Genomic DNA, 23928 nt, shown 5'->3' on the forward strand with positions numbered 1-23928 from the left:
CCCGAAGGGAGCCCCCTTGGGCACCAATAACCGCGTTGCATCGCTTGCCAAGGGCTACGGCCATTGCCGGCGCGATGCGCCTTGTTCTTGGCGCCCAACGGGGCTCTGAAACGCAACGAACTTGCCAAACAGGACACTAGTCACCTTCCGTAGCCACCGCCTTCTGTGACTCCAAGGATTTCACCAGCGCAAGAAATGGATCGGGATACGGCCCGGCAAAACGGAGTTCATAGTTGCGGTACTGAGTCGGATGGTTTTCGGGCAGCCAGGTCAGCACCTGGGTCAGCCTATTGGTGCGCCGGACAAAGAAGCGGGTGCCGCTTACATGTCGAGCAACAAGCTGGCCCATGTAGTTGATCTTGCCGGGCTCTATCTCAAATGCGGTTGTGTCTTCACCCAGCGAAATCTTGTAGGCCCGCCCCCAGATCCCAACCGTAAGATTTCTAAAATAATAGCGGCCGGCATCGAGCGCGATCAGGCGATGAGATACGCCTTTCTTCAGGTCATCAAGCCCACGATGGAACAGGCCGCCATCTCGCTTGAGCTCAATATCCACCGCGTCGAAGTTCAGGTCGGTGGACAACAGCAGGTATCCCTGGTTGTCCTTGAGACTCGGCGGGGGGGGCGACTCTGCCCCGGCGGTAACCTGCACGGCTGACATTAGGGCAGCGCCCAGCAGGAACGTCCAAAAAATCGGTTTGCCGCGGGTGAGCGCCGCGCTGCGAGACATCACTCTATGGTTCTGCGTTAGTGACGAGACCAGCGTTAATCTTGCCACAACGGGATACGAAAAAAATCCTTCCGTAACGAAATTTTGCCGACGACTACCCGGCGCCGTCCAGCGGCGGCGCGGCTGGAGAAAACCGTCCGTGACGCAGGAAGTGGATCACCTGTTCGAGCACATCCGGGGCACGCATCATAAACGTGTGGGTATGGGGCACCTCGATGAAGTCCGACATCCCGTCGACCTTGGTGTTTTCCACATGCACCTTGCCATCGTCGGGATTGGGTAGGCTTAGGGACAGAATCGGGTTCATGGAGCGCGTCCCCGCGATGACGCCCAGCGAAAACGACACCGGTCCGAGCTGTCGCGGTACGCTGTCCGGATCGGTTCCCAGCTGCATGCCGGCCGGGCCGTTGAGGAGCCGAAACCCCGGAATTCGGCGCCAGTTGTCCACCACGTGGCTACCTTGGTTCGGCGGGCCCAGCATCACCACGTGGCCAAGGTTTTCTATCACCTTGCGAGCCAGGTAATACCGCACCAGGATGCCGCCCAGGGAATGCGTTACGAGATGGATTTTGGTGGGCTGATGTTGGGTACAGGCATCGACCCCATCCTGAACCGCAGGTATCGCCAGCTCCTCCACCGGAGCGCTGCGCGAATCGTAGCCGATGTTGGCCACCTCATAGCCTTGCGTCGCAAGCGTCTTTTCCATGCGCTTCATGGAACGATCGGATCTGGCCAGGCCATGCAGTAGGACCACACATTCCGTAGCGGCTGGAGGAATGGCCTTCACGACCTGCTGGCTTGCCAGGCCGGCCATAAGCGTCAGGACTTCGAGCATCGGTCAAAAAGCCGAAAAAACACGCTGAGAGATTGCCCTAGGCCGGCCCCTGCTGTCCAGCGATCGACAGCCGCGCGGAATCCGCCGCGTGTGCACTTTTCCCGACCATGACGTTTAAGGGGCATGAGCTACTCATCCAGCCAGGATTTTGCCGGACCGCGGATTCCGTTCCCAATACCGACGGGTCGCCTGATCCCGGTCTTAGTGCTTGCCGCGGTCGCAGCAGCCTTTGGGGCCGCGCATGCGCAGATTGTCATCAACACCTACTTCGAGGTCATCGTCGATAACCTCGACGATAGTACTTTCTCGACGCCGGGCTGTACTCTCCGCGACGCGGTGGCTTCATTGAACGCCGGCAGCAACGTCGACGGCTGTCTGCGCGCGGTACGAACCGGCAGCCAGCCAAACACCATCGTGTTCGATCCAACCCTTTTTCCAGGCCAAATCTTCCTGGAAGATGAACTGGCGGTGACGTCCCCGCTCCGAATAGCGGGCTCTGAGACGCTCACGCTGGAAATTAGCGGACAAAATCAGAGCCGCATATTTCGGGTGACGGACACGGGCAGCCTCGAGGTGGAGCATCTGACGCTGCAGCAGGGTTACACCCAAACCGTCGGCGGTGCCATTCTGAGCGCAGCGCCGGTCACCCTCCGACACTGCGAGGTGAACAGCTCCCGTGCCGATGACTATGGAGGCGGTGTCGTCGCAACCGACCTGATTGTCGAGCACTGCACCTTCGACGGTAACCGCAGCAACCTGGGCGGCGCCATCGGCAACGTTGGAACGCTGCGGGTTGTCGACAGCGTCTTTAGCAACAACGAAGCAACGGGCAGCGATGGCGGTGGCGCTATCGTTATTGAGAGTTCAGTCGCTGAGATCCTGCAGAGTCGTTTTGTCAGCAACAGCGCCTTGGCCGGTGGGGCGATACTGACGGCTCAAAGCTTTTTCGCCACCACCACGGTGATCGCTAGCACCTTCGAAAACAATCGAGCAACCTCCGGCTTCGGCTCGTCGATCAGGCAACTCGGTGGCGAAGCGCTGGTGCAGCAATCCCTGTTTATCGATACGCCCGATTCGCGCGACGAGTGGCAGATCTATCAGTTGACCCCGTCCACAAAGATGCAGATCGAAAACAGCACCTTCACGGGCAATGACGGTATCGCCGCCGAATCCGACATCACGCTGCTCCACGTGACCATGACTCTGACCCCGCCCCAGGCGAGCGCCACGATAAGCCTGGAGCGGGAATCGACAACCGCGCGAATCCGCGATTCGATTTTTACCGCTATGGGAAACCAGGGCTGTCGGGGCAGCAACGCGAACGTGGTGGAAAACCGAAGCAACATCTTCAGCATCAATCTCTGCCCGGAAACGGGCCCCAACATTATCGCCAGCGACGCGCAGCTTGGGCCGCTGCAGGATAACGGCGGGCCGACGCTGTCTCGCGCCCCGCTTCCAGGTAGCCCCTCGGTCAATGCCGCCAGCATCTTCTGCCTGCCAACGGATCAGCGCGGCTTCGATCGCGGCAACATCCCGTGTGATATCGGTGCGGTGGAGCTGGACGCCTCGGGCGCGCTGTTTCGAGACGGGTTCGAGTCGCCCTAGCAAAAGGGTCGATTGGCGGTTGTCTAAGGCGTCAAGAAAATTACTTCGACACGACGACGCAGCCGGTAGTCATTTGCTCGGCGCTCCGGCATGATCAAGGTTCTACGGGCAATTGAAAGGAGGTGATCACATGTCGAGTGAGTATCAAACGGTTATGAGTCTGCAGTCGTGTGAGGAGGGAGCGGTCCAACGCTGATCGCACCACGGCAACACGAGGGCAGGTTCTGCCCGACTCACGGAAGGCCGCGCACTGCGCGGCCTTTTTTTTGGTTACTAGGGTGCTTGCGGTTGATCAGGACCGCAGGTCGAAACGATCTGCGTTCATGACCTTGGCCCACGCACTGACAAAATCGCGCGCAAACTTCTCGTGATTGTCGTCTTGCGCGTAGACCTCAGCGTAGGCTCGCAGGACGGAGTTTGAGCCAAACACCAGGTCCGCGCTGGCCGCCGTAAACTTCGCGGCACCGCTTTCGCGGTCTCGAAGCTCATAGACGCCGTCGCCGATCGCATGCCAGCTGTACGCCATGTCGGTGAGGGTGACGAAGAAGTCATTGGTCAACGCACCGACGCGGTCGGTGAATACCCCATGCGAGCTCCCGCCATAGTTGGCGCCCAGCACCCGCAATCCGCCGAGCAGCACCGTCATTTCCTGGGCGGTCAGACCAAGTAACTGCGCGCGGTCGAGCAGCATCTCTTCCGGGCTCGCGGCATAACGATCCTTTTGATAATTCCGAAAGCCGTCAGCCAACGGCTCCAGGACGTCGAACGACGGCGCGTCGGTTTGTTCGGCACTGGCATCGCCGCGACCGGGGGTGAACGGAACCGCCACCGACAGGCCGGCAGCCTGGATGGCCTGGTCCAGCCCCACGCTGCCGCCGAGCACAATCACGTCGGCCAGCGACGCGCCCGTTTCCTGGGCGATGGGCTCCAGCGCTGACAGAACCTCGCTCAGGCGCTCAGGCTCATTGCCTTCCCAGTCTCGCTGCGGCGCGAGGCGGATTCGTGCGCCGTTGGCACCCCCCCGCTTGTCGGAACCGCGATAGGTGCGGGCGCTGTCCCAGGCGGTGGCGATCAGCTTGGCGGGTGACAGCCCAGCGGCCTCAATTTTTGCTTTCACCGCGGCTACGTCATAGTCCGCATTGCCAGCCGGGATCGGGTCCTGCCAGATGAGATCTTCCGATGGGACGTCTGGCCCGATGTAGTTCGCCTTTGGCCCCATGTCACGGTGCGTCAGTTTGAACCACGCGCGGGCAAACGTGTCGCGGAAGTACGCCTCGTCCTCGCGGAAACGCTCGCAGATTTCCCGATAGGCCGGATCCATTTTCATCGCCATGTCGGCATCGGTCATGATCGCCCGGGCCCGCTTGGTGGGATCCGTGGGATCTACCGGCAGATCTTCCTCGGCGATGCCGACCGGCTCCCACTGCCAGGCGCCGGCTGGCGACTTCTGCAGCTCCCAGTCGTAGCCAAACAGCAGATCGAAGTATCCCATGTCGAACTTCAGAGGCTCTTTGGTCCACGCGCCTTCGATACCTGACGTGAACGCCCGGTTGGCCTGACCCTGATGGTCGCTGTTGGCCCAGCCGAGGCCCTGTTCTTCCACGCCGGCAGCCTCGGGCTCGGGACCGACATGCTCGCCGGCGCCGCCACCGTGCGCCTTGCCCACGGTGTGGCCACCGCAGGTCAGCGCCGCCGTCTCTTCATCATTCATGGCCATGCGGCCGAACGTTTCGCGAACCTGGGCGGCCGTCTTCAGCGGATCGGGCTGGCCGTTCACGCCCTCCGGATTGACGTAGATAAGCCCCATGTGGGTTGCCGCCAGGGGATTCTCGAGCGTGGACGTGTCGTCGAGCGACTCGTAACGATTCTCGCTGGGCGCCAAGAACTCCTGTTCAGCGCCCCAGTACACGTCGGTTTCCGGACCCCAGATGTCCTCGCGGCCAAAACCAAAGCCGAAGGTGTTGAGGCCCATGGACTCGTAGGCGATGTTGCCAGAGAGCAGGATAAGGTCCGCCCAGGACAAGGCGTTCCCGTATTTTTTCTTGATCGGCCACAGCAGCCGTCGGGCTTTGTCGAGACTCGCGTTGTCGGGCCAGGAGTTCAGCGGCGCAAAGCGGATGTTGCCGGCGCCACCGCCACCACGACCGTCCTGGATGCGGTACGAACCCGCAGAGTGCCAGGCAAGCCGGATCATCAGACCACCGTAATGGCCCCAGTCGGCAGGCCACCAGGCCTGGCTGTCCGTCAGCAGCGCGTGCAGGTCGGTCTTAACCGCGTCGAAATCTAGACCCTTCACCGCTTCGCGGTAGCTGAAGTCCGGATCCATCGGATCCACGCGTGCGCCCTTCTGGTGGAGGATGTCCAGGTTGAGAGACTTCGGCCACCATTTGTTGACTGGCTCGGCAATTGAGGTATTTCCGCCGTGCATCACGGGGCATTGCTTGGGATCGTTCATGGGAATCTCCTGAAGAAAACTTGCCGCTATTACACAACCCGGCAGGCGATTAAGCTAATGAATTGTTTCTTTTATCGTGATTGAACCTCTCTATGGCTAATCGCTCGCCGGCGGGTGAGACCTGACGCGCTGGTGTCTAAGCCGCGCAGCAAAGCAACGACCGCCCTTGCTGGCGCTTGGCGCCTAACCAATAGTTCAGCTCAAAGTTTAGCGATCTGAGAAGTCGCCCGCGATAAACCCTACCCAGCACATAATCAAGCTCGGGTAACCGCCCAAAGAGGATGCGCTTCCGGCGTTACCGCTTCGTGACGCCAGCTAAAAGGATACTCGCCTTCGGCCGCCCGCGCGGTGAAGCGCGAGTCGGTTTTTTTGCTCGTTTTCGGCGCGCGCCTCGAAGAAATCACCCAGCGGCAGCTCGAGCTTTTGCCAAACGGCTACAAGAGCCGCCCCCAGCTGCGAAATGTGCTGAGCGTCGTGCTGCAGCGCGGATTACGGCACCGTCGCGCGCGCTCTGGCTCGCAGCGACAGGATCAGAATTCCGCCGATGATGAGCACCCCTCCGGCCACCAGCCCCCAGCTGAGGCGGTCGCCCCACATGACGATGCCTAGCACAATCGCCAGCAGCGGGGTCATCAGCAGATAGGGTGTGACGTAAGCGACGGGGTGGCGCTGGATCAGAAAGAAGAAAATGCCGTGCGCCACGATCGAGGCGCCGAGCGCCGAGTACACCACCCCACCCCAATGCTGCCACTGTGCCTCGGTAAACAGCTCTGGACTGGGCCGCTCCAGCAGCAAAACCACCGGTGTCAACGCCACAATGGAAATCAGAGCGGTCCAGGCCTGAAAGCCCAGCGGGTCCATGCCGCGGATACCCCGCATCAATACCGTACCCAGCGACATCGAGAACGCGGCGAGCAGCACCAGCAAAGCGCTGTCGAGCTGCGAAAACACTTTGGGGTCAAAACCCAGCACGAGGACTCCCGCAAACGCCACGCTGATGGACAGCACCGATCGCCACCCGAGACGCTCCTTCAGCAAAATCGCGGCCATCACCGCTGACATGGGGATGTAGGCCTGTACCAAGATCGCCACGGACGAAATATCGTCGGAGAGCTGCAGCCCCCAAAAATTGAGGCCGAAGTGCAGCGCACCCGTCAGCACAGCAACGGCGACGAGTCGCCACCATTGGCCCGCCGGCGGCCGCTTCAGAAATGGCAGCAGCACAATCATCACCAGGATGAAGCGCAGCAGGGTGAAGAGGAATGGCGGAAAGTGCAGCAGCCCGGTCGCCGAGGCAATAAAGTTAAACGCCCAGACCAGGCACGCAACAAAAATCAGCAGTAGATGAGGCGCAGGCATTCAGTCACGCTGATCTTGTAACGCCTGAGCGTAAGCCGGCAGTCGCATCACCTGCAGCAAGGATCTGCGATCGGGGAAGCAGCTTTTCGTTCATCGGGTCCGATGCGGTCGGCAGCCGGCAAGTCTAGTGGTTTGCTGCGCGTGTGTCTGCCGTCGGGTCCGCATTGTCAGGGTCCAGATAAAGATACAGTGGGCGTAGGTTAGCCCTGTTCCATTACCCTGACCCTGACCAATTCAATCGATTGTGGTGCCTAACGTTCCTTTGTCAGCGGGTCAGTGCTTCGCAGAATACATCTGGCGCAAGTCGAGTCAGCGGAATGCTGCCAGTCTCGCCGCTGTCGAGTTCGAAGTCGAAATTCGCTTCCGTGCAGGAAACAAAGGTCAATCTCCCGCCGCCGACGGGTGACGTCGAAACCGACTGCGGCAAATCGAATTGTCCGCCCATCGTTTGACTGATCACCATCTCCGACTCAACGCCGAGCGTGCTCCCTTGAGCCGTCATCCATCGTTGCTCAACAGCGCCGATTTTTTGATCTGATGCCTCACCAAACGTAAACCACGCGGCGAAAAGAACCTGAGCGGCCGGCACAACATCAAAAACCAACCCCTGTCCCGGGGTCGATGGATCGAACCATGCGCCGCTCAGTCCTGCGTTCATCGTGTTAAGCGTTTTGGGAATCGGCGCATTGCCGATCGGGTTCCCGCAAAGCGTATCGGGCAAGAGTCGGGTTAGCGCAATCTCTCCCCCCAGTCCATCGTCGAACTGGTAGGACAGGCGCGCCTCTGTGCAGCCGAAGAAACGCAGTTTCGCACTCCCCACAACTCGGGTTTCCGCTGGATCAGCTCTCAGGAAACGACCACTGCTCGTGCTCAGTATGTCCAAATCTGCTTCGGCGCCGACGTAGTCCCCCTGAAGCGTCAGCCAACGCTGCTCATCGCCACCATCACCCGACGCAGACACATCGAACGTGAACCACGCTGCGAACAATGACGTGTTTGACGGAATAGGTTCAACGAGCAGCCCCTGTCCAGGATTATCCGGATCGAACCAGGCGCCGGTCAATCCGCCATCAATCTCAAACGCAGCTTCCGGGCGAACGAAACGCGTCATAAAATCAAGCGAGTTAAACCGCAGATCAATGCCAGCAGCGTTGTCAAAGATCGAGTGGCGAAATCGATGAACTTCGGTGGCCTCAACCACGCAAAGCCTGACCTCGGTCCCGACGTTGCAGGAATTGTCCACCCGGCATGAATGCTGCGGCGCGAAGTCCTCGCTGGTGATAGGCCCCTGGCAGCCGTTTTGCTGACGCCAGAAGTTCATCGTCTCATTAGCGCCAAGGGTCGTCTCACCAAAGGAGTTGGTTCCGCCCTGAAACCCCACGAGTTGATCCGTCATACCGCGAAAAGCCATGAGCGGAATAGCTCTCGGCAACCGGCAACCGATTTCAAATTCCGGCCGCAGCGGCGCCGCGATGGTGGCGGCTGCAGCAAACCGATCCGGAGCTTCGCACAGCAGCCGATAAGCCATTTCACCGCCGTCGGAAAACCCCATGATGTAGATGCGATCCTGGTCTATGGGGGTTTGCCGCGCGATCTCGTCGATCATTGCCAGTACAAACCCCACGTCATCTCTGCCAGCCGCGCCAAGACCGGAGTTCCAGCCCGTGCCCGAATGCGGGAATGCGGTCACCAGGTCGCTGCTGTGGAATGCCGGGTTAAAACCGAATCTCGATCGATATTCGCCGGTCGACCAGAGTACGTAGTGAAAGTCGATGACCAGCGGCAGGGCTCCGCCTCCGCTCGTTGGCGGAACGTATAGGTCATAAAGGCGAGTCTGCCCACCATGCTCTAGCGTCAGCTCAGACTGTAACTGACCGCAAGCCAAGCCCGACCAGCCGACACATAAGATCAGAGTTATTGCTCTCCACATGTTTGCGCTTCTCCACAAGATAATCCGGCGGAGCTACTAGAAACCTTTGAGGCCTCTTGCGTAACGAAAGGCTGACGAACAAAGCGCAAAATTCTCCTCTGAGAGCCACAACTCCGCAAAAGAGATATACCATCGAGTGAGTTAGAACGGCTCGCGTTCGCCCAGCTGACTGGGGCAACGGAAGGCTCACCTGTGAGGGGCATCGCGCGCGATTCCTACGAGAAAGCGAGAATCCAGCCCATTTCGATGAGATTCGTAGTTTTGTCGCCGGTTCTTCGCTGTGTTTTCGTTACCCGCATGAGGGCCATCGATACCTTTAGGTCTCGGCCGGCATTGCCCGGTAACTTGGAGGAAGATCATGTCCCAACTCAACACTAATCGCTTCCGCGCCTTTGCTATTGGCCTGTGCCTTGGTCTAAGTACGTTGGCAATCAGCCCAGCCCAGGCTGAGGAAAACAAGCGAATCTTCAACAACTGCGACGTCACGCCGGTTACAGATTTTTGGCACGGCGCGTTTACCGGCAACGAAATGGGCGGCCGCGCCGGTCTTTGCACCACGCGACGCGGCTTGACGGGCAACATGCAGGTGAGCGGCATGGTCCCGGGGAGTCCTTACACCGTTTGGTGGGTCTACATCGACAACCCAGGGGCATGCGGCAATTTTCCGCTGACGCCCGAGAACTCCGAGGTCCCAATCCCAGAACCGCTGGGCTACGCGACACCCTGTGGCCTGGCGGATTTTTTCACTCCGGACGAGTCCGGCGAGTTCCTCAATCCGCTTGTGGTGTTCGGCAGAATGGATGGGATTCTGGCCAACGATCGACGCACCAACAATTTCAAAGGGAGCTTTAAGGACTTCTACCCGAGCTCAGGCTCTCAGGTTTGGATGTTTGTTTTCGGCCATGGGCCGGCCAAGCTCGAAGACAATCGGGAGCTGGCTCGGCAGTTGCTTACCCCCGAGGACCCGCTGTCCGGCATACCGCACGTCGGTATTGAGGGCAGACCGTTCGGCTACCCCGCCGGCGTCGCGGTGTTTCGGGTTCCATGACGGATCGCAGCGCGAGGGTGCGTTTGACGCACCCTCGCGCTGAATGGGGCAGTTCTCCCAAGAAGGGCTAACGGCCTCCGCCAAGCATCTCCTCGGACCACCGCTCAGACCATGCTGCGAGCAGCCCAGATTCCTGAAGCGGATGCCAGAACGGGTCACGCACCACGCACTCCAGACAGACAAAGCCCTGCGTACTCGCAAGATCCAGCCGTTCGAGTGCCGTCACTTCTTCGTCCGCCAGCAGAAACAATACCGCTTCGCGGTAGGTGGTCTCACCGTCACTTTGGCCGCTTTGCTCTCGCTGTTCGACGATGCCACGAAGGATCTCAGCGGCAGCGCCGCTGCGCCCTTCGATGATCGCGGTCAAGGCGGCGGAAAACCGAGTGTATAAATCAGACGGCGCGGTTTGCTGATCAGATTGGGTAATCGCCAGCGCTCCGCTTGTGTTGCCACTGCGAAAATGTGCGTAGGCACGCTGAAAATTGAAATACGGAGAGTCAAAGACCGGTTGGGTCTCCAGGAATCGTTGCCACTTACCCACATACAAAAACACGTTGGGTGTTTCGCCTGTCTCTGCGATCAGTACCAGTGGATCCAACGCCAACGCTTTCTCCATCGCCCGTTCCGATTCCTCGAGACGCCCGGTGTAGTTCAGGAGATAGGAAACCGTTGCCCACAGTGGCGCAACATCTGGAGAGGACCGCGCCGCCTGCTGCGCCGCGGCGAGCGCTTCGCTCAACTTGCCCTGCGCCGCAAGCACCGATGTCTTGACCTTAATCGCGCTGGGATAGTCAGGTCTCAGTGCCAGCACCTTTTTTGCAGCCCCCATCGCGCCCTTCAGCGCGTCTTCACCTAGACCGCACGCCCAGGAATCCACCCAATGAGCCCAGGCCAAGGCCATCCAGCCACGCATGAAATCGGGGGTGCGCTGCACAACCGGAGTCATCATTCGAGCCAACTCCGGGTTACATCGCTCAAGCTCAAGCTCCGACATGACGAGCGCGTACGTCTCAAAGTCGGCAATCTGGTCCGGGAACCCTGCCTGGCTGGCGTTTCCCAGCAGGTGGGTGGGCAGGCGAAGCATGGCGCGATCGACAATCGCGTCGCGCACCGTGATGAACCGGCGCGTACTGGCAGAGTCGCCCTGCTTTGGCAGCTCGTAGACAACCATCGTAAAGCGTGACCGGTTTGAGGTGTCCCACAACCACAGTCGCACTTCAGGGCGCGCGGCGCCCGGCGTTTGTTTGACGTTGCCCGTCACGAGCCAATCGATTCCCAGCCCCTGCGCGAGATCGAGGGCCAACGGCATGGAGCCCTCGTCGGTGGTAGCTTCGAGAGCCCGCGTTGAGAGACCGGAGAATTCGTCCAGCCGCAGACGCAGCGACTCCGTCAAAAGCAGCGCGCTCGCACTGACTACCTCAGAGGACACCTGGAGGTCGGCAACGGCGATTCGCTGCACCGATGACGATATGGGCGCATCAACATCGATCAGCGCGGCCGCCAGCGCAGCGGCAGCAACCAACACGGCGGCGAGCCCTTCCCACTTCCAGCGAGTTCCGCCTGAGCCAACGGCCGGCTCCGACTGTGGGTGGACACTCGCAATCTCATGGTGGACTTCCGGCGTAAAGCGGTAACCGCGCCGGGGGACTGTCTGGATGAGGCTTCGAGCGCTATCGTCAAGCGCCCGTCGGACCTCAACGATGCACTGGACCAGAGAGTCTTCCGCAATGACTGCCTGCTCACCCCAGACGGCGTCCATGAGTTCAGCTTTGGTGATCAGCGCGCCGGGTCTACCCAGGAAGTACGCCAGCACCTCCATCGATTTTGGGCGCAGCTCGATGGCAACTCCACCACTCGACAACAACGCCGCATCGGCATCGAAAACAAAATTGCCGAAGACGAAACGCTTGGCGCCCCGAGCCTGTTGATCGTTTGAATCAGTCATTGCTACCGCTTGGTGCCACTGCCAGTACTTTCCAGCGACGAAATCCAGTCGTTTCACTGTTGCCCATCAACAGGATTCGCGCAAGCAAAAACCCGCAAATATCAGGCAGGCAGTTGAATCGCCCCACTAGACCCACCGGTGGTCGACTCCGCTGCTGGCGTTGTCGATCTATGCACTTTTGCCCTTCTCCTGTACATATTCGGCGATGGTGTCGAACACCAGCCGAATACGCCGGCTGGTGTGCAGCTCGCGGTGGGTGACCAGCCAGACCGGCACGGGGAAAGGCGGAAGCGATGGCAGCACCAGCTCCAGCGAAGGCTTTAAGGCGGCCACATCTCGGGTCATGACGCTCACGCCCAGCCCCTGCTCCATCAGCGCCAGGATGACCACGCCGCTTGAGGTGTAGACTTTGAAATGCTGCGGGGTCAGGGGAATGCCCATCTCGTTGAACACAGCCAGCAGCGTGGTTGGGCTTTCAAAGCCAATGAAATCGTAGTTCACCAGATCGGCTGGCGTTTTTGGCCTACCTTTCCTGTCCAGGTACGCGCTGGCCGCATAGAAATGGCCAGTCATGTCGCCGATATGACGCGCGATGAGATCCCCGTGTTCCGGCCGGGCGTGCCTCACCGCTATATCCGCTTCACGCCGGATCAGATCGAGTGATTCGTTCGCGGTGATGATCTCCAGCTCGATGCCGGGCGCCCGTTCGCGTATCCGCTCAACGATGGGCGGCAAATGGATCATGGCAAATCCTTCGGTGGCGGTCAGGCTGACATGTCCATCGATAAGCTCGGTGCGGCCCGTGGCCGCAAGCGAGACCCGTGTCGCCGCGTCACCCATCGCGCGCACGTGCTCCAGCAACGCCAGACCGGTTTCGGTGAGCTCCATGCGCCGGTGCCCCCGTTCAAAAAGGGTCACGCTCAAATCGGCCTCAAGGCCCGCAACCTGCCGACTCAGCGTAGGTTGCGTCACCCCAAGCGCCCGCGCCGCGGCGGATAGCGAACCTTCCTCTGCCGTCGCAAGAAAAGCCCTTACCTGATTCCAGTCGAAGCTTACCGCCTGCCAATTCATAATTTATGCATACCAAATATAGAAATATTGGGAATTTATGTTTTGTATTTGCATAGATAGCATGACACCTCGTTTGAGAGGAACCAAGTCATGCAGTACACCAACGCGCCATTAATCCCTGTCTTTTCCCGCTGGGTCGGGTCCTGGCAGATTCGCGTGGAGCGGCGCCCTCTACACCCGGAAGCGCTGGCCGAAGCCTACAATCGCGAGGCACCTCGCTGGACGGCGCTGACCGACAGACTCGGCTATGGCCAGGCTTACGAGCGCCTGTTTGAGAAGCTCATCAGCGGCAGGACTATTCAGGCCAGCGCGGCGCCGCTGAAAGTGCTCGATTGCGGCGTGGGGACGGGGTCTTTTTCCCTCGCGCTCGCGCGTGCCTGGCGCATGCCCCTTGCACTGAGCGGTGTGGACGTATCGCCGGCGATGATCACCACAGCCGACGCCCGTTTCCGCGCCGCTAACCGGCCGGCCCGACTGCTGGAAGCATGCGTTTGTGCGCTGCCGTTTGCCGATGCGAGCTTCGACGTTGTGGTGGCGGCACACGTGCTCGAGCATCTGCCGAACCCGATCGACGCGCTGAATGAAATCCGTCGCGTGCTGCGGCCGGGTGGTCGGGTTGTTGCGTGCATGACCCGGCACTCGTGGCTCGGCGCCTACATCCAGGCGAAGTGGCGCACGCACCGGCTGACCCACGACCGAGCTCACCAATGGCTCTGTCAGGCCGGCCTCGCGCCGACGAACACCCGGGCCCACCTGACGGGCGTGGCGGGCCTGACGAGCCTTGTCGCCATCGGACAACATCAACAGGCCGGCATCGCCGGTCCGGAGCAATACCTATGAGTACGATCACGATGAACCCACCACACGCAGACGCACGCTTCTGGAATCTCATCGCGGCGCGCTACGCCCGCAAGGCGGTGCCCGATCAGGCTGCCTACGAAACCAAGCTCAGGAAAACCAACGGTTACCTGAACATCACCGACCGGGTGCTGGAAATCGGCTGCGGTACGGGCAGCACCGCACTGCATCATGCCTCCCGCGTTGCCTCGGTGCTTGGCACCGATATCTCGCCCAGGATGATCGACATCGCCCGCGAGAAAGCCCGGGCAGCGGGCGCCGACAATGTGGCGTTTGAGGTGTCGAGCGTCGAAGACCTGGAATCTGCGCCGACGCCTTATGACGTCATCATGGCCCACAGCATCCTACACCTGGTCGAAGACGTCCCGGCGACACTGCAGCGGCTGTACGGTCTGCTCAAACCCGGCGGGCTGCTCATCTCCAACACGCAGTGCATCGGCGACAGTGCCCGGTGGCTCGGTTGGGTGGCGCCGATGGGTCGACACCTCGGGGTCTTGCCGAGAGTCAACGTGTTTCAGGAAGCGACCTTTTTTGCATGGATCGAAGATGCAGGCTTTGCCGTGGAGGAAGTCTGGCAAACGAAACCCAAAGCGAGTCACTACGTGGTGGCCCGCACGGTTTAACCGCAGCCTGTTCCCGGCTGGACCGCAATGGTCCAGCCGGTTGTACCTCACCCTCCGCGGACCGCTACCCCTCCCGCCCTAAGTCCGCCGGCTGTCGCGCAGCACTGTGTATAGGTTTTGACAGCTGTGTATATATGTGTATACTGTGTATATTGATTATAAACAGTTGACGGTAAGCCATACCGATGGGCCACGACTTCATCCTGTCGCAGAGCGACGGACGACCGATGTACCTGCAGATCATGGAGCAGATCAAGCTGCGCATTGCCGTGGGTGACTGGCAGCCCGGTTTCAAGCTGCCGTCGATCAGGGAGCTAGCCGTGGACGCAAAGGTCAGCGTGATCACCATCAAAAGGGCGTATCAGGATCTCGAAAACGAAGGCGTCATCGTCACGCAGCAGGGCAAAGGCTCGTTTGTCGCGGCGGTCGATGACCTCGGCAGTCGGCTCAAAGAGGCCGAACTCGATCAGCATTTGACGCAGGTGATGAAGACGGCCAAGTCGCTGCGGCTTGACGTCGAAGAGCTGATCAGCCGGCTGCGAAAACGCTGGCCGGACGCATGAGCCAGGACTCCAGGAATAGCATCATGAATAGTAACGAATCGACAGCACCGCTGATCAAGCTGAAGGGTGTAGGCAAGTCCTACCAGCATTTCGAACTGGCCGACGTCGACCTGTCGCTGGAGCCAGGTTGCGTGATGGGTTTCATCGGCCCGAACGGTGCCGGCAAGTCCACGACTATTCGAATGATCATGGGGCTGATCAAGGCCGATCGGGGTGACTTGGAGGTGCTGGGTGTGCCGATGCCCGAGCGGATGGCGGATGCCAAGTGGGACATTGGCTTTGCTTCCGAGGACATGCGGCTCTTTAAGAACGGCACGCTGGCCTGGCATATGAACTTCATGCGCCGAATCTATCCCCGCTGGGATGACAACTATGCACAGGTGCTGCTGAAACGCTTTGATCTCCGGCAGGAGCAGAAGCTCAAAGGCTTCTCCCACGGGCAGCGCGTTAAGGCTGGACTGCTCCTCGCTTTGGCGCGTCGGCCAAAACTGCTGGTGCTGGATGAACCGACAACGGGACTCGATCCGGTCGCGCGAAAGGAAGTCCTGAACGAGCTGCTGGAAGTGCTGGCCGATGAACGTCGCGCCGTGCTGTTTTCGTCGCACAACACGCAAGACGTGGAACAGGTCTCCGACATGATCACCTTTATCGACCGAGGCCGGATCATCGACTCGCAGGATAAGGAAACGTTTCTGGAAAAGTGGCGACGCGTCCGCTTCCGCGCTGCCGACGAGATCCGCGAAAAGGACCTTTCCGGCGTTGTGGAATTTCACCATCGCGGTCAGCTCGGTAGCGTGGTCACCGATCGGTTTGAGCCGGCGATGACCGAGCGGCTGACCCACCTGGGCGCTGAAGTCCAGGGTGTCGAGCCGATGACGCTGGAAGAGATATTTGTGGCTGAGGTTGAAGCCAGCCGCGAGGAGGTATTGTTGTGACCACAATTGCTGCCACCAACGACAGTGCTTTGGCGCCTGAGCGGGTTAGCGTGCGCACCCTGCTTTGGGAGCTGGCCAAAAAGGACGTGTACTTCAGCGCCGGCCCGCTGCTGGCCTATTTCGCGCTCGGCATGATCGGTGTCGGGCTGCTGGCCACGGGTCATGAAGCGGCGTTCTACACCGGCGCACTGCTTCTTATGTCAGCCGTCATCGTGACCGGAGCACACCTGGTGTTTGTCAACGTCGTGGGCGAGCGCGGTCAGCAGAACCTGCCGCTGGTCATGAGCCTGCCCATCACCTACATGCAGTATTCGGTCTACAAGCTGGGCGCTAACCTGGGCATCTTTCTGCTCGCGTGGCTGATCTTGGTGGGCGCTGCCGTCGGCACCATCCTCGGCAAGGAGGGCCTGCCCAATGGTCTGATCCCGTTCACCGTCATCATGCTGCTCGAGCTGTTTCTGGCTTATGTGCTGGTGCTCTGCGTGGCGCTGGTCATGGAGTCGGAAGCCTGGACGATTGTGGTGATGACTATCACCAATATTCTGATTTCCCTGGTGATGTACAGCCTCAACAAGATTGAGGGCATCGGCCCGTATGTGTCGGGTCCGGTAGCGGTTTGGAACCGGTCCTCGCTGGGCCTGATTGCCGCTGAACTGATCGCGATTGTGCTGCTGATCGCCGCAACTTTGCTGATTCAGTCCCGGAAACACGACTACCTGTAGTCGTCGTGACCTGACTTCGAATTTAACCGTCGGCCAGCACGGTCGACCTTTCCACTGGAGAGAACTCATGGAACACGCCAAAACCGGCGAGGACTTCGCTCGCCCTGAAAACACCACGCCGATCGACCAGCGCTATCACTACATGGACAACCTCCGGGCGTTGGCCATGCTGGCGGGCGTCCTGTTTCACGCGATGCTGGCGCACAGCCCGCTCATGGCCAACCTGTGGCTGTCCGCGGACTCGCAAAACGCCGCGTGGATCGACGCCGTTGCCTGGTTCAGCCACCTGTTCCGGATGCCACTGTTTTTCCTGATCGCCGGCTTCTTTGCTGCCTACCTGTTGCGTAAGCGCGGCGCCTGGGGTCTGGTGAAGAACCGCGCGCTGCGCATTGCGCTCCCGCTGCTGGTCTTCCTGCCGCTGGTGACCATCGCCACCATCGGCGGCATTGAATGGGCCAGCCAGCACGTGGCCCGGCCCTCCCCGATGCTCGGCCTCATCAAGTGGCTGCAGACCCTGCCCGAACAGACGCCGCCCCCGTTTTCCTTCAGCCATCTCTGGTTTCTGTACCAGCTTTGTCTGTTTATTCCCGTCTGGCTTCTGCTGAGCCGACTCGGAATCCTGGCGCGTTTGTCGCGATTCGATGGACTTGGAGTCTTGCCTGCGATGCTCCTATTGCCGATCCTGACCGTTCCAGCGCTGCTGAGTCAGACGGCGCCGCACCCGGCACCCGATGGCCTGATGCCACACGGTTGGTCGTTCGGTTTTTACGGGCTTTTCTTCCTCTTTGGGAGCTACCTGTTCGGCCAGCAAACTCTGCTGGAGCGTTTGCGGCCGCACGTCAGCTTGATGCTGGCTGGCAGCGCAGCGCTCTATGCCGTGTACTTTTACTTCCTGCCGAAGTCCGTAAGCATGGAACAGATCATGGCGCAAGGTGGCCAGCCGGATGGGCTTACGGCCGAACACATCGCCATGGCGGTTGCCGGCGCGTTCGTCTCGTGGTGGATGACCCTTTCCTGCCTGGTCCTTGGCAAGCGTCTACTCGATCGAGCCAGCGGCGCGATGCGCTATGTCGCTGACGCGTCCTACTGGATCTACCTGATCCACCTGCCGTTGCTCTTCTGGATCCAGTTTGCGCTGCTGGACTTCGACGGGGGCCTGTGGGTAAAGCTGACGCTCTCGGTCGTCTTGACGATGCTGCTCGGGTTGATCAGCTATGCGTTGCTGGTTCGCTGGACGCCGATCGGCTGGCTGCTGAACGGGCGCAAAAGCAGGCGTCGCCCGACCGCCGCCAGCCATGCAGAACCGGTCCCCGACGGTCAGCCCTCGTCGTAAGGTTTTCCGGCGACGCTGATGCCTGGGCGTCAACTGCTGGCCATTTGCCACATTGACGCCTTTGCCGCCGCAGGGTTACGCTGAGACGCTTTACCGCGGCCAAGACTGAGGAGCAGTTCGTTGAGGATTACCTTCGATTTAAGTGATAAAGACCTGAGCCACTTTCGTGGGGTAATGCGCCGCGCCATCAAGGCACACAAGGACACCGATGAGGCCACCATCGTGGCCGCCGCCACCAAGCTTCTCGCTGAGGTCAACGCCAAGAAAGCGCCCAACTTCATCACCGACCGTTTGTCCCGGCTGCGTGGCCTGATCGCCATGGTCGAGGACAAAGGCTGGGCCATGCCGCCCGATGAGCATAAGCGCGTGATGAGCGCGCTGGCCTATTTCAGTGATCCGGAAGACCTCATTCCGGATGAAATCCCCGGCCTGGGTTTTCTCGATGACGCCATCATGATCGAACTGGCGGTCCGCGAGCTCAAACACGAAATCGAAGCCTATCGAGACTTTTGCGTGTTTCGCACCGCCGCTGCAGCGAAACGTGGCATTCCGGAGCACGACCTGGACCGGGAGGACTTTGTGGTCGAACGGCAGAAGCGTCTTCACCGGCGCGTCAAAACGCGCCGCTCCAGCCGCAGCCGCAAATCCGGGACGGTGGGCAACTTCCGACTGTTCTAAGCCGCCGGCTGCACTGAGGTAGAAGCCTCGGAAGGCTGCCAACAAGCTCACGCAAGCGTCTCTAAAAGCTGGATATTTTCTTTCCAGCCGACTAGTATTTCCGTCCCCGGGTATTTTCAGGCAACGCCATGGATGCGCAGGACCCTGCCGCCTTGGGGGGAAGAATCACAACCTGGCTTATCTCGGCGCTGATCCTAGTGATCACGGCTGCCGGTTCGCCGGCGCTCGCATTTCAGACCTTTAACCGCATCAAAACCGGCGGCGAGCTACGCATTGGCCAGCTTGCGCCCGCCAGCGTGACGGCCGACCAGGAACGCGTTCTGGCCATGAATCTCGCGGCCCGCCTCGGTGCTCGACCCTACTTTATTGATTTTGTCGGGGTGGACGAGCTGCTGAAGGGCCTGGCAGACGGGGACGTCGACGTCGCGATTGAACCGCTGTCGCAGGCCAGACCCCTTCCTGCCGGGCTGGCGTCCACCCTGCCGGTTCGCCACGCCGACCTCTGGCGCGTGACCAGCCCCTACGTCGCAGAGTCTCGAAGCACCAACGCGACGCTGACGGTTCATTTCGCCTCGGATGCGTGGCACCAGGCGCTGGCCCTTAAGAAAGGTAATGAGCACATCCAGCTGTCGGTGGCACCGGTGCGAGCGAGCCGGCACGCGCTCCTGACCCAGGTGGGTCGGGGCGAAGTGACCGCATCGCTGGCCTATGAGCATGAGTTTACCGACCGCGCAATCACCGGGCTCCGACCGCGTCAGCGTCTCCGGGATCAGGTTGCGCTCAGCTGGGTCCTGCGGGCGGCCGACAGGGTTCTGGAAAAGAAGGTCAACGATTTTCTCCGCGAACAGACGCTGACCCGCAGCGCCCTCTACGTCGACCGCGGAGACTGGGAGGCCATCCAGAAGCGTGGCCGTATCCGTCTTGTCACGCTCTACCGGCCCGAAACCTATTTTGCCTGGTCGGGGCAGTTCATGGGCTTCGAGTACGATTTGGCGCGGGCCTTTGTGCGGCATCATGACCTGGGACTCGAGGTGGTGATCGCCCGTTCAAGGCAAGAGATGCTAGAGCGGCTGACCCGAGGTGAAGCGGACATCGCTGCCGGCCTGCTCGCGCCAGAAACGCTTCCGGCCGGCCTCGCCGGCAGTGAGCCCTATTTCACGACCTCCGGCCGCGTGGTCAGCCGCCGCGGACGTTTTCATCGGCTGGGGCCGCTGGACTTTCATCAGAAGGACGTGCTGCTCTCGCCCGGGACGCCCTACCCGCAGCACTTTGAACGGCTCGCCGGCGTTGGCATCAGCGCGAAGGTCGTCGAGCTGCCGCTGAGTCCCTCAGAGCTCCTCGACGCCGTGGCACGAGGCGAGGCGGACTTTGCGGTAATCGACGATCATGAATTTCAGCTACAGTCGCTCTGGCGCGACGATCTGGTCAGCCTGAGTAAGGTGGAGCTCGCGACGCCAAGAAGCTGGATCATGCGCAGCGATACCCCGGAGCTGGCGGCTGCTGTCGATAAGTTCCTGGTCAGCGACGCAGGCCGCCGTCGCGTCCGCATCGGGCGCAGCAAGTATTTTGCCGGCAGCAAAGCGGCAGACTCTTTCAAAGACGCGGTCGCGGTGTTCCAGCGAGACCATGGCTACTCACCGTTTGACGAGCTGGCCCGCCGCTATGCCAGCTACTACGCGTTCGACTGGCGACTCATCCTGGCGGTCATGCTCCAGGAGAGCCGCTTCGACCCCAACGCGGTATCGCGCTCGGGCGCCAGAGGATTGATGCAAGTGCAGGACGCCGCTTCGCGGCAGGTAGGCATCTCAAATCTTTTTGATCCCAAAGATGCGGTCCACGCAGGCGTGAAATACCTGGATTGGGTGCGCAGTCAGTTTGAGGCTGATCTGGATATTCGAGACCGCACATGGTTTTCGCTGGCGGCCTACAACGGCGGGCTCACCCATGTAAACGCAGCCCGTAAGCTGGCGGCCAGCCAGGGCCGCGACCCGCGCCGCTGGTTTGGCCACGTCGAGCTAGCCATGGGAGACCTGTCCTCCCAGCCCCGGTATCAAGCGCTCGACTCGCGCCAGGTCACGGACTATGTAACCCGGGTTCGCGACTATTATGAAATGTACGTGCGTTTAACCGAACACCAGCGGTTGCCGGGCTCCGGTGGCCAGGCTTCGCCGGCCGTGGCTGCCTACGTTGGCGAATAGCTGACCCATAAGGGGCCAGCGAACTTGTCCCAGAGAAGCAATCCCCAAACCAGCAGCGTCAGCATCATGGCGACAAAAACCGCGGCCGAACCACAGTCTTTGGCTTTTTTGGCGAGCGGGTGGATGTCCGGGCTGGCGCGGTCAACCACCGCCTCAACGGCGGTATTGAGCAGCTCGGTAATGAGCACCAGCAGCGCGCTCGCCAGCAGCGCGAGCAGCTCAAGGGTGGAAGAAGCCAGCCAGATGGCGGCCGGTATCAGCACCGCCAACACGATGAGCTGCGAACGGAACGCCTGCTCGTCACGAATCGCAAAACCCAGGCCCGCCATCGAGTTGCGGGTCGCCTGCACCAGCCGTTTCAGTTCGCTCATGGCGCGAGTCTAGCAGGGTGAGTCACCGGGTGACTGAATCGACACATTGAACCCCACGCAAAACGGTAAGATAGGGTCACTATGAGATGGCTAATCATGCTAACGCTGCTGCTTTGGAGTGCTGGAGCGGCAATCGGCGCGACCCTGAAATTGGCTGACGGCAGCAGCCTTCGCGGTGAGGTGGTATCCCTCAGCAACGACGTCTACACCATCCGCAGCGACTCGCTCGGAACGGTCAAGGTGCCGGCCGCAGACGTGGTGTCGATCAGCTACGGCCGCTCGACCGAGCGCGATTCATCGGGTTCTCAGGCGCAGCTCCAAAAGCTGCAAAACCAGCTGGCGGCCGACGCGACGACGATGTCGATGATCGGCGAGCTGCAGAACGATCCGCAGCTTCAGGCGATCCTGGCGGACCCGGAAATCATGCGCGCCGTAGCCACCGGCGACCTGACAACACTGATGGCCAACGAGAAGTTCATGGCGATCATGAACAACGAGAAGATCCGCGCGATCACCCGCCAGGCCACGGGCGACAACTGATCACCGGCCAATCAGTCAGTTAGCCGGCGGATTCAACAATCGCCGCGACACCCATTCCGCCGGCCGTGCAGACGGAGATGAGCGCGCGCGCCTTGCCGGCTTGGGAAACCAGCTTGGCGGCCACCGGCAAAATGCGGGTTCCGGTAGCGGCAAAGGGGTGACCCGCAGCCAGGCTCGAGCCTTTGACGTTGAGCTTGTCGCGATCGATGGAGCCGAGCGCCTTTTTCAGCCCCAGCCGCTCCTTGCAAAACTCTTTGGACTCCCAGGCCGCGAGCGTGCACAGCACCTGCGCGGCAAACGCTTCGTGAATTTCAAAAAAGTCGAAGTCCGCGAAGGTCAGCCCCGTGGCTTCCAGCAACCGGGCGACGGCGATGGCGGGCGCCATCAGCAAACCCTCGCCGGCGACAAAGTCCACGGCGGCGGTTCGCGAGGCGGTGAGATGGGCCAGGATCGGTAGATCTCGCTCCTGCGCCCAGGCTTCGCTGGCCAGCAAGGCCGCGCTCGCGCCATCCGTCAATGAGGTGGAGTTGCCGGCCGTCAGCGTGCCTTGGCCAGAACGTTTATCGAACGCGGGTTTCAGGGTCGACAGCTTTTCCAGCGTGGAGTCCGGGCGGAGAATGCCGTCTCGCTTCAGCCCCCGGAACGGCACAACCAGGTCGTCCAGAAAGCCTTCGTCGTAGGCGGCAGCCAGGCGTTGGTGGCTGGTCAGGGCCAGCTCGTCCTGGGCTTCGCGCGTGATGCCCCACTCACGGGCCATCAGCTCGCAGTGATCACCCATCGACTTGCCGGTTCTCGGTTCGGCCACGCCCGGGAAAGACGGCGCCAGGTGGCGCGGGCGAAAACCCTTCCAGGCCTTGAGCCGCTGGCCCAGCGTCTTGGCGCGAGCGGTCGCGAGCAGACGTGAGGCGAAGGCGTCGCCGAAGACAATCGGCACATCCGACGTGGTGTCCGAACCGGCCGCGATGCCGCTATCGATCTGGCCCAGGGCAATCTTGTTGCCCACCAAAATGGCGGCATCCAGGCTGGTGGCGCAGGCCCGCTGCAGCGTTATCCCCGGCGTCAGCGGCGACAGGCCGCTCGACAGGGCAACCTCTCGGGCGAGGTTCCAGTCGCGGCTATGCTTGATGACGGCGCCCATGGCGACCTCACCCAGCACCTCGTCGGAGAGGGAAAACTGCTCCACCAGAGCCCCGAGGGTCTTGATACCCATCTGGCGGTTTCCGATGGTCGCGTACGCGCTGTTGTTGCGACAAAACGGGATTCGGGTGCCGCCGCAGATGGCGACCGGTTGCTGCGCTGTCATGAGGGGACCGATTCGTTGAACAATGGCTGAACTATCCGCTATGCGCGGACAGGGTTCAAGGGTAACCGGCGACCATCACGCGCTTGCCGTATCGGTGCTGTTCGTAGGCATCCGGCGGGGGGGGCACCAGCTCCACGCGACTGAATCCGACCTTCTCCATGATCCACAGCAAGGCCTCGGTACTGGGCGCCAGACAGATGCCCTGAGTGCTCATTTCCGGACCGTGGGTCTCCTCGGTTTCGTCGATGATGCCAAAACAACCTTTTAGCGGTTTGACGAAACGGTAGTTGCCCCAGTCCACGTTGCCCGACAGGTGTGGTACCACTTGCGTTTCGACCAGACAGACGCCGCCGGTGAGGGCGTGCGCTGTGCGGATGGCGCCCACCGGGTTTTCCAGGTGGTAGATCAGGCCCAGCATCAGCACCACGTCGAACGTCCCCAGAGCGTCGGTGTCGAGTGCATGGATATCGCTGACCATGCCTTCGAACTGCTCATGACCCGCCAGCTCCGCCATCAGCGTGGCGTCCGCGATGTGCTCGGTCCTGGCGTCCACACCCAGGACGCGCTGCGCCCCTCGAGCCGCCATCGACAGGGCGAAGTAACCCTGGTGACAGGCGAGATCGACCACACTTTTGCCGTCCAGCTGCTCTCCCAGCAGCGGCAACAGAGCGCTGTCCATCATCTTCAGCCGCGTATCGTGTACCGCGTTGAGCCGTCCGCCATCGTAGGTGGGCGTCGTTTTGCCGCTGGGAAGTGGGAAAGGGTAAAACCACTCACGCTCGAGCGCTTTCGCCTCTTTGGCTGCTGTGTCCATGCAGGGTGCCGT

The 23928-nt window shown here is 60.8% G+C and carries 21 protein-coding genes; 11 read left to right on the forward strand and 10 right to left on the reverse strand.

Going from position 1 to position 23928, the window contains the following annotated elements; all coding sequences use genetic code 11:
• Positions 1-136 precede the first annotated feature (136 nt).
• Both AAF358_12805 and AAF358_12810 read right to left on the reverse strand, forming a co-directional pair.
• Positions 137-730, reverse strand: coding sequence for a hypothetical protein (locus tag AAF358_12805; GenBank protein ID MEM7706432.1), 594 nt, complete (start codon positions 728-730; stop codon positions 137-139).
• Positions 731-824: 94 nt separating this feature from the next.
• Positions 825-1565: an alpha/beta fold hydrolase gene (locus AAF358_12810; protein ID MEM7706433.1), complete on the reverse strand. Its 741-nt coding sequence runs from the start codon at positions 1563-1565 to the stop codon at positions 825-827.
• Positions 1566-1688: 123 nt separating this feature from the next.
• Between AAF358_12810 and AAF358_12815 the strand changes: the two genes are divergently transcribed.
• The gene (locus AAF358_12815) at positions 1689-3170 is read left to right on the forward strand and encodes a choice-of-anchor Q domain-containing protein (protein MEM7706434.1); all 1482 of its coding nucleotides are present in this window, start codon (positions 1689-1691) and stop codon (positions 3168-3170) included.
• 292 nt (positions 3171-3462) lie between these two features.
• Here AAF358_12815 and katG read toward each other — a convergent pair whose 3' ends face one another.
• The 3 genes from katG to AAF358_12830 all read right to left on the reverse strand — a co-directional run bounded on the left by katG (position 3463) and on the right by AAF358_12830 (position 8914).
• Entirely contained in the window at positions 3463-5625 is a 2163-nt protein-coding gene (gene katG, locus AAF358_12820) for a catalase/peroxidase HPI (GenBank protein MEM7706435.1), read from the reverse strand.
• Positions 5626-6114: 489 nt separating this feature from the next.
• Positions 6115-6984, reverse strand: coding sequence for a DMT family transporter (locus tag AAF358_12825; protein ID MEM7706436.1), 870 nt, complete (start codon positions 6982-6984; stop codon positions 6115-6117).
• 265 nt (positions 6985-7249) lie between these two features.
• The gene (locus AAF358_12830; protein ID MEM7706437.1) at positions 7250-8914 is read right to left on the reverse strand and encodes a prolyl oligopeptidase family serine peptidase; all 1665 of its coding nucleotides are present in this window, start codon (positions 8912-8914) and stop codon (positions 7250-7252) included.
• A gap of 358 nt (positions 8915-9272) precedes the next feature.
• Here AAF358_12830 and AAF358_12835 point away from each other — a divergent pair, with 358 nt between their 5' ends.
• Positions 9273-9962 (forward strand): hypothetical protein, encoded by a 690-nt coding sequence (locus AAF358_12835; protein MEM7706438.1) that lies wholly within the window; start codon positions 9273-9275, stop codon positions 9960-9962.
• A 67-nt stretch (positions 9963-10029) separates the two neighbouring features.
• Here AAF358_12835 and AAF358_12840 read toward each other — a convergent pair whose 3' ends face one another.
• Together AAF358_12840 and AAF358_12845 are read right to left on the reverse strand one after the other, a co-directional pair.
• Complete coding sequence (locus AAF358_12840) at positions 10030-11907, reverse strand: winged helix-turn-helix domain-containing protein (GenBank protein MEM7706439.1); 1878 nt, start codon at positions 11905-11907, stop codon at positions 10030-10032.
• 168 nt (positions 11908-12075) lie between these two features.
• Positions 12076-12978 (reverse strand): LysR family transcriptional regulator, encoded by a 903-nt coding sequence (locus AAF358_12845; GenBank protein ID MEM7706440.1) that lies wholly within the window; start codon positions 12976-12978, stop codon positions 12076-12078.
• Between the two features lie 90 nt (positions 12979-13068).
• Here AAF358_12845 and AAF358_12850 point away from each other — a divergent pair, with 90 nt between their 5' ends.
• The 8 genes from AAF358_12850 to AAF358_12885 all read left to right on the forward strand — a co-directional run bounded on the left by AAF358_12850 (position 13069) and on the right by AAF358_12885 (position 20888).
• Entirely contained in the window at positions 13069-13818 is a 750-nt protein-coding gene (locus AAF358_12850; GenBank protein ID MEM7706441.1) for a class I SAM-dependent methyltransferase, read from the forward strand.
• Complete coding sequence (locus AAF358_12855) at positions 13815-14459, forward strand: class I SAM-dependent methyltransferase (GenBank protein MEM7706442.1); 645 nt, start codon at positions 13815-13817, stop codon at positions 14457-14459. The genes AAF358_12850 and AAF358_12855 overlap by 4 nt, the downstream gene beginning before the upstream one ends.
• A 185-nt stretch (positions 14460-14644) precedes the next feature.
• Complete coding sequence (locus tag AAF358_12860) at positions 14645-15022, forward strand: GntR family transcriptional regulator (protein ID MEM7706443.1); 378 nt, start codon at positions 14645-14647, stop codon at positions 15020-15022.
• Between the two features lie 23 nt (positions 15023-15045).
• Positions 15046-15957: an ABC transporter ATP-binding protein gene (locus AAF358_12865; protein ID MEM7706444.1), complete on the forward strand. Its 912-nt coding sequence runs from the start codon at positions 15046-15048 to the stop codon at positions 15955-15957.
• A complete protein-coding gene (locus tag AAF358_12870; protein MEM7706445.1) occupies positions 15954-16679 on the forward strand; it encodes a hypothetical protein in 726 nt (241 codons plus the stop codon). The genes AAF358_12865 and AAF358_12870 overlap by 4 nt, the downstream gene beginning before the upstream one ends.
• 67 nt (positions 16680-16746) lie before the next feature.
• Positions 16747-18012: an acyltransferase family protein gene (locus AAF358_12875; GenBank protein MEM7706446.1), complete on the forward strand. Its 1266-nt coding sequence runs from the start codon at positions 16747-16749 to the stop codon at positions 18010-18012.
• 120 nt (positions 18013-18132) lie between these two features.
• Positions 18133-18690 carry a YkvA family protein gene (locus tag AAF358_12880; protein ID MEM7706447.1) on the forward strand — a complete coding sequence of 186 codons (558 nt, stop codon included), beginning with the start codon at positions 18133-18135 and terminating at the stop codon, positions 18688-18690.
• Between the two features lie 128 nt (positions 18691-18818).
• The gene (locus AAF358_12885; GenBank protein MEM7706448.1) at positions 18819-20888 is read left to right on the forward strand and encodes a transglycosylase SLT domain-containing protein; all 2070 of its coding nucleotides are present in this window, start codon (positions 18819-18821) and stop codon (positions 20886-20888) included.
• On the opposite strand, the gene AAF358_12890 is transcribed toward AAF358_12885, so the two are convergent.
• A complete protein-coding gene (locus AAF358_12890; GenBank protein ID MEM7706449.1) occupies positions 20873-21259 on the reverse strand; it encodes a diacylglycerol kinase in 387 nt (128 codons plus the stop codon). The two genes, AAF358_12885 and AAF358_12890, sit on opposite strands and share 16 nt — an antisense overlap.
• Positions 21260-21340: 81 nt before the next feature.
• Between AAF358_12890 and AAF358_12895 the strand changes: the two genes are divergently transcribed.
• Positions 21341-21799 carry a hypothetical protein gene (locus tag AAF358_12895; GenBank protein ID MEM7706450.1) on the forward strand — a complete coding sequence of 153 codons (459 nt, stop codon included), beginning with the start codon at positions 21341-21343 and terminating at the stop codon, positions 21797-21799.
• Between the two features lie 19 nt (positions 21800-21818).
• Here the strand turns inward: AAF358_12895 and AAF358_12900 are convergent, their stop codons facing one another.
• Positions 21819-23102 (reverse strand): acetyl-CoA C-acetyltransferase, encoded by a 1284-nt coding sequence (locus tag AAF358_12900; GenBank protein ID MEM7706451.1) that lies wholly within the window; start codon positions 23100-23102, stop codon positions 21819-21821.
• A gap of 55 nt (positions 23103-23157) precedes the next feature.
• Complete coding sequence (locus AAF358_12905) at positions 23158-23916, reverse strand: DUF1698 domain-containing protein (protein MEM7706452.1); 759 nt, start codon at positions 23914-23916, stop codon at positions 23158-23160.
• Positions 23917-23928 lie beyond the last annotated feature (12 nt).

This window comes from Pseudomonadota bacterium (genome assembly GCA_039033415.1).
GTDB lineage: Bacteria > Pseudomonadota > Gammaproteobacteria > Xanthomonadales > SZUA-38 > JANQOZ01.

Coding starts and splice junctions, on each gene's coding strand:
- AAF358_12805 (MEM7706432.1), bottom strand. CDS start 730: ATGTCTCGCAGCGCGGCGCTCACCCGCGGCAAACCGATTTTTTGGACG.
- AAF358_12810 (MEM7706433.1), bottom strand. CDS start 1,565: ATGCTCGAAGTCCTGACGCTTATGGCCGGCCTGGCAAGCCAGCAGGTC.
- AAF358_12815 (MEM7706434.1), top strand. CDS start 1,689: ATGAGCTACTCATCCAGCCAGGATTTTGCCGGACCGCGGATTCCGTTC.
- katG (MEM7706435.1), bottom strand. CDS start 5,625: ATGAACGATCCCAAGCAATGCCCCGTGATGCACGGCGGAAATACCTCA.
- AAF358_12825 (MEM7706436.1), bottom strand. CDS start 6,984: ATGCCTGCGCCTCATCTACTGCTGATTTTTGTTGCGTGCCTGGTCTGG.
- AAF358_12830 (MEM7706437.1), bottom strand. CDS start 8,914: ATGTGGAGAGCAATAACTCTGATCTTATGTGTCGGCTGGTCGGGCTTG.
- AAF358_12835 (MEM7706438.1), top strand. CDS start 9,273: ATGTCCCAACTCAACACTAATCGCTTCCGCGCCTTTGCTATTGGCCTG.
- AAF358_12840 (MEM7706439.1), bottom strand. CDS start 11,907: ATGACTGATTCAAACGATCAACAGGCTCGGGGCGCCAAGCGTTTCGTC.
- AAF358_12845 (MEM7706440.1), bottom strand. CDS start 12,978: ATGAATTGGCAGGCGGTAAGCTTCGACTGGAATCAGGTAAGGGCTTTT.
- AAF358_12850 (MEM7706441.1), top strand. CDS start 13,069: ATGCAGTACACCAACGCGCCATTAATCCCTGTCTTTTCCCGCTGGGTC.
- AAF358_12855 (MEM7706442.1), top strand. CDS start 13,815: ATGAGTACGATCACGATGAACCCACCACACGCAGACGCACGCTTCTGG.
- AAF358_12860 (MEM7706443.1), top strand. CDS start 14,645: ATGGGCCACGACTTCATCCTGTCGCAGAGCGACGGACGACCGATGTAC.
- AAF358_12865 (MEM7706444.1), top strand. CDS start 15,046: ATGAATAGTAACGAATCGACAGCACCGCTGATCAAGCTGAAGGGTGTA.
- AAF358_12875 (MEM7706446.1), top strand. CDS start 16,747: ATGGAACACGCCAAAACCGGCGAGGACTTCGCTCGCCCTGAAAACACC.
- AAF358_12885 (MEM7706448.1), top strand. CDS start 18,819: ATGGATGCGCAGGACCCTGCCGCCTTGGGGGGAAGAATCACAACCTGG.
- AAF358_12890 (MEM7706449.1), bottom strand. CDS start 21,259: ATGAGCGAACTGAAACGGCTGGTGCAGGCGACCCGCAACTCGATGGCG.
- AAF358_12895 (MEM7706450.1), top strand. CDS start 21,341: ATGAGATGGCTAATCATGCTAACGCTGCTGCTTTGGAGTGCTGGAGCG.
- AAF358_12900 (MEM7706451.1), bottom strand. CDS start 23,102: ATGACAGCGCAGCAACCGGTCGCCATCTGCGGCGGCACCCGAATCCCG.
- AAF358_12905 (MEM7706452.1), bottom strand. CDS start 23,916: ATGGACACAGCAGCCAAAGAGGCGAAAGCGCTCGAGCGTGAGTGGTTT.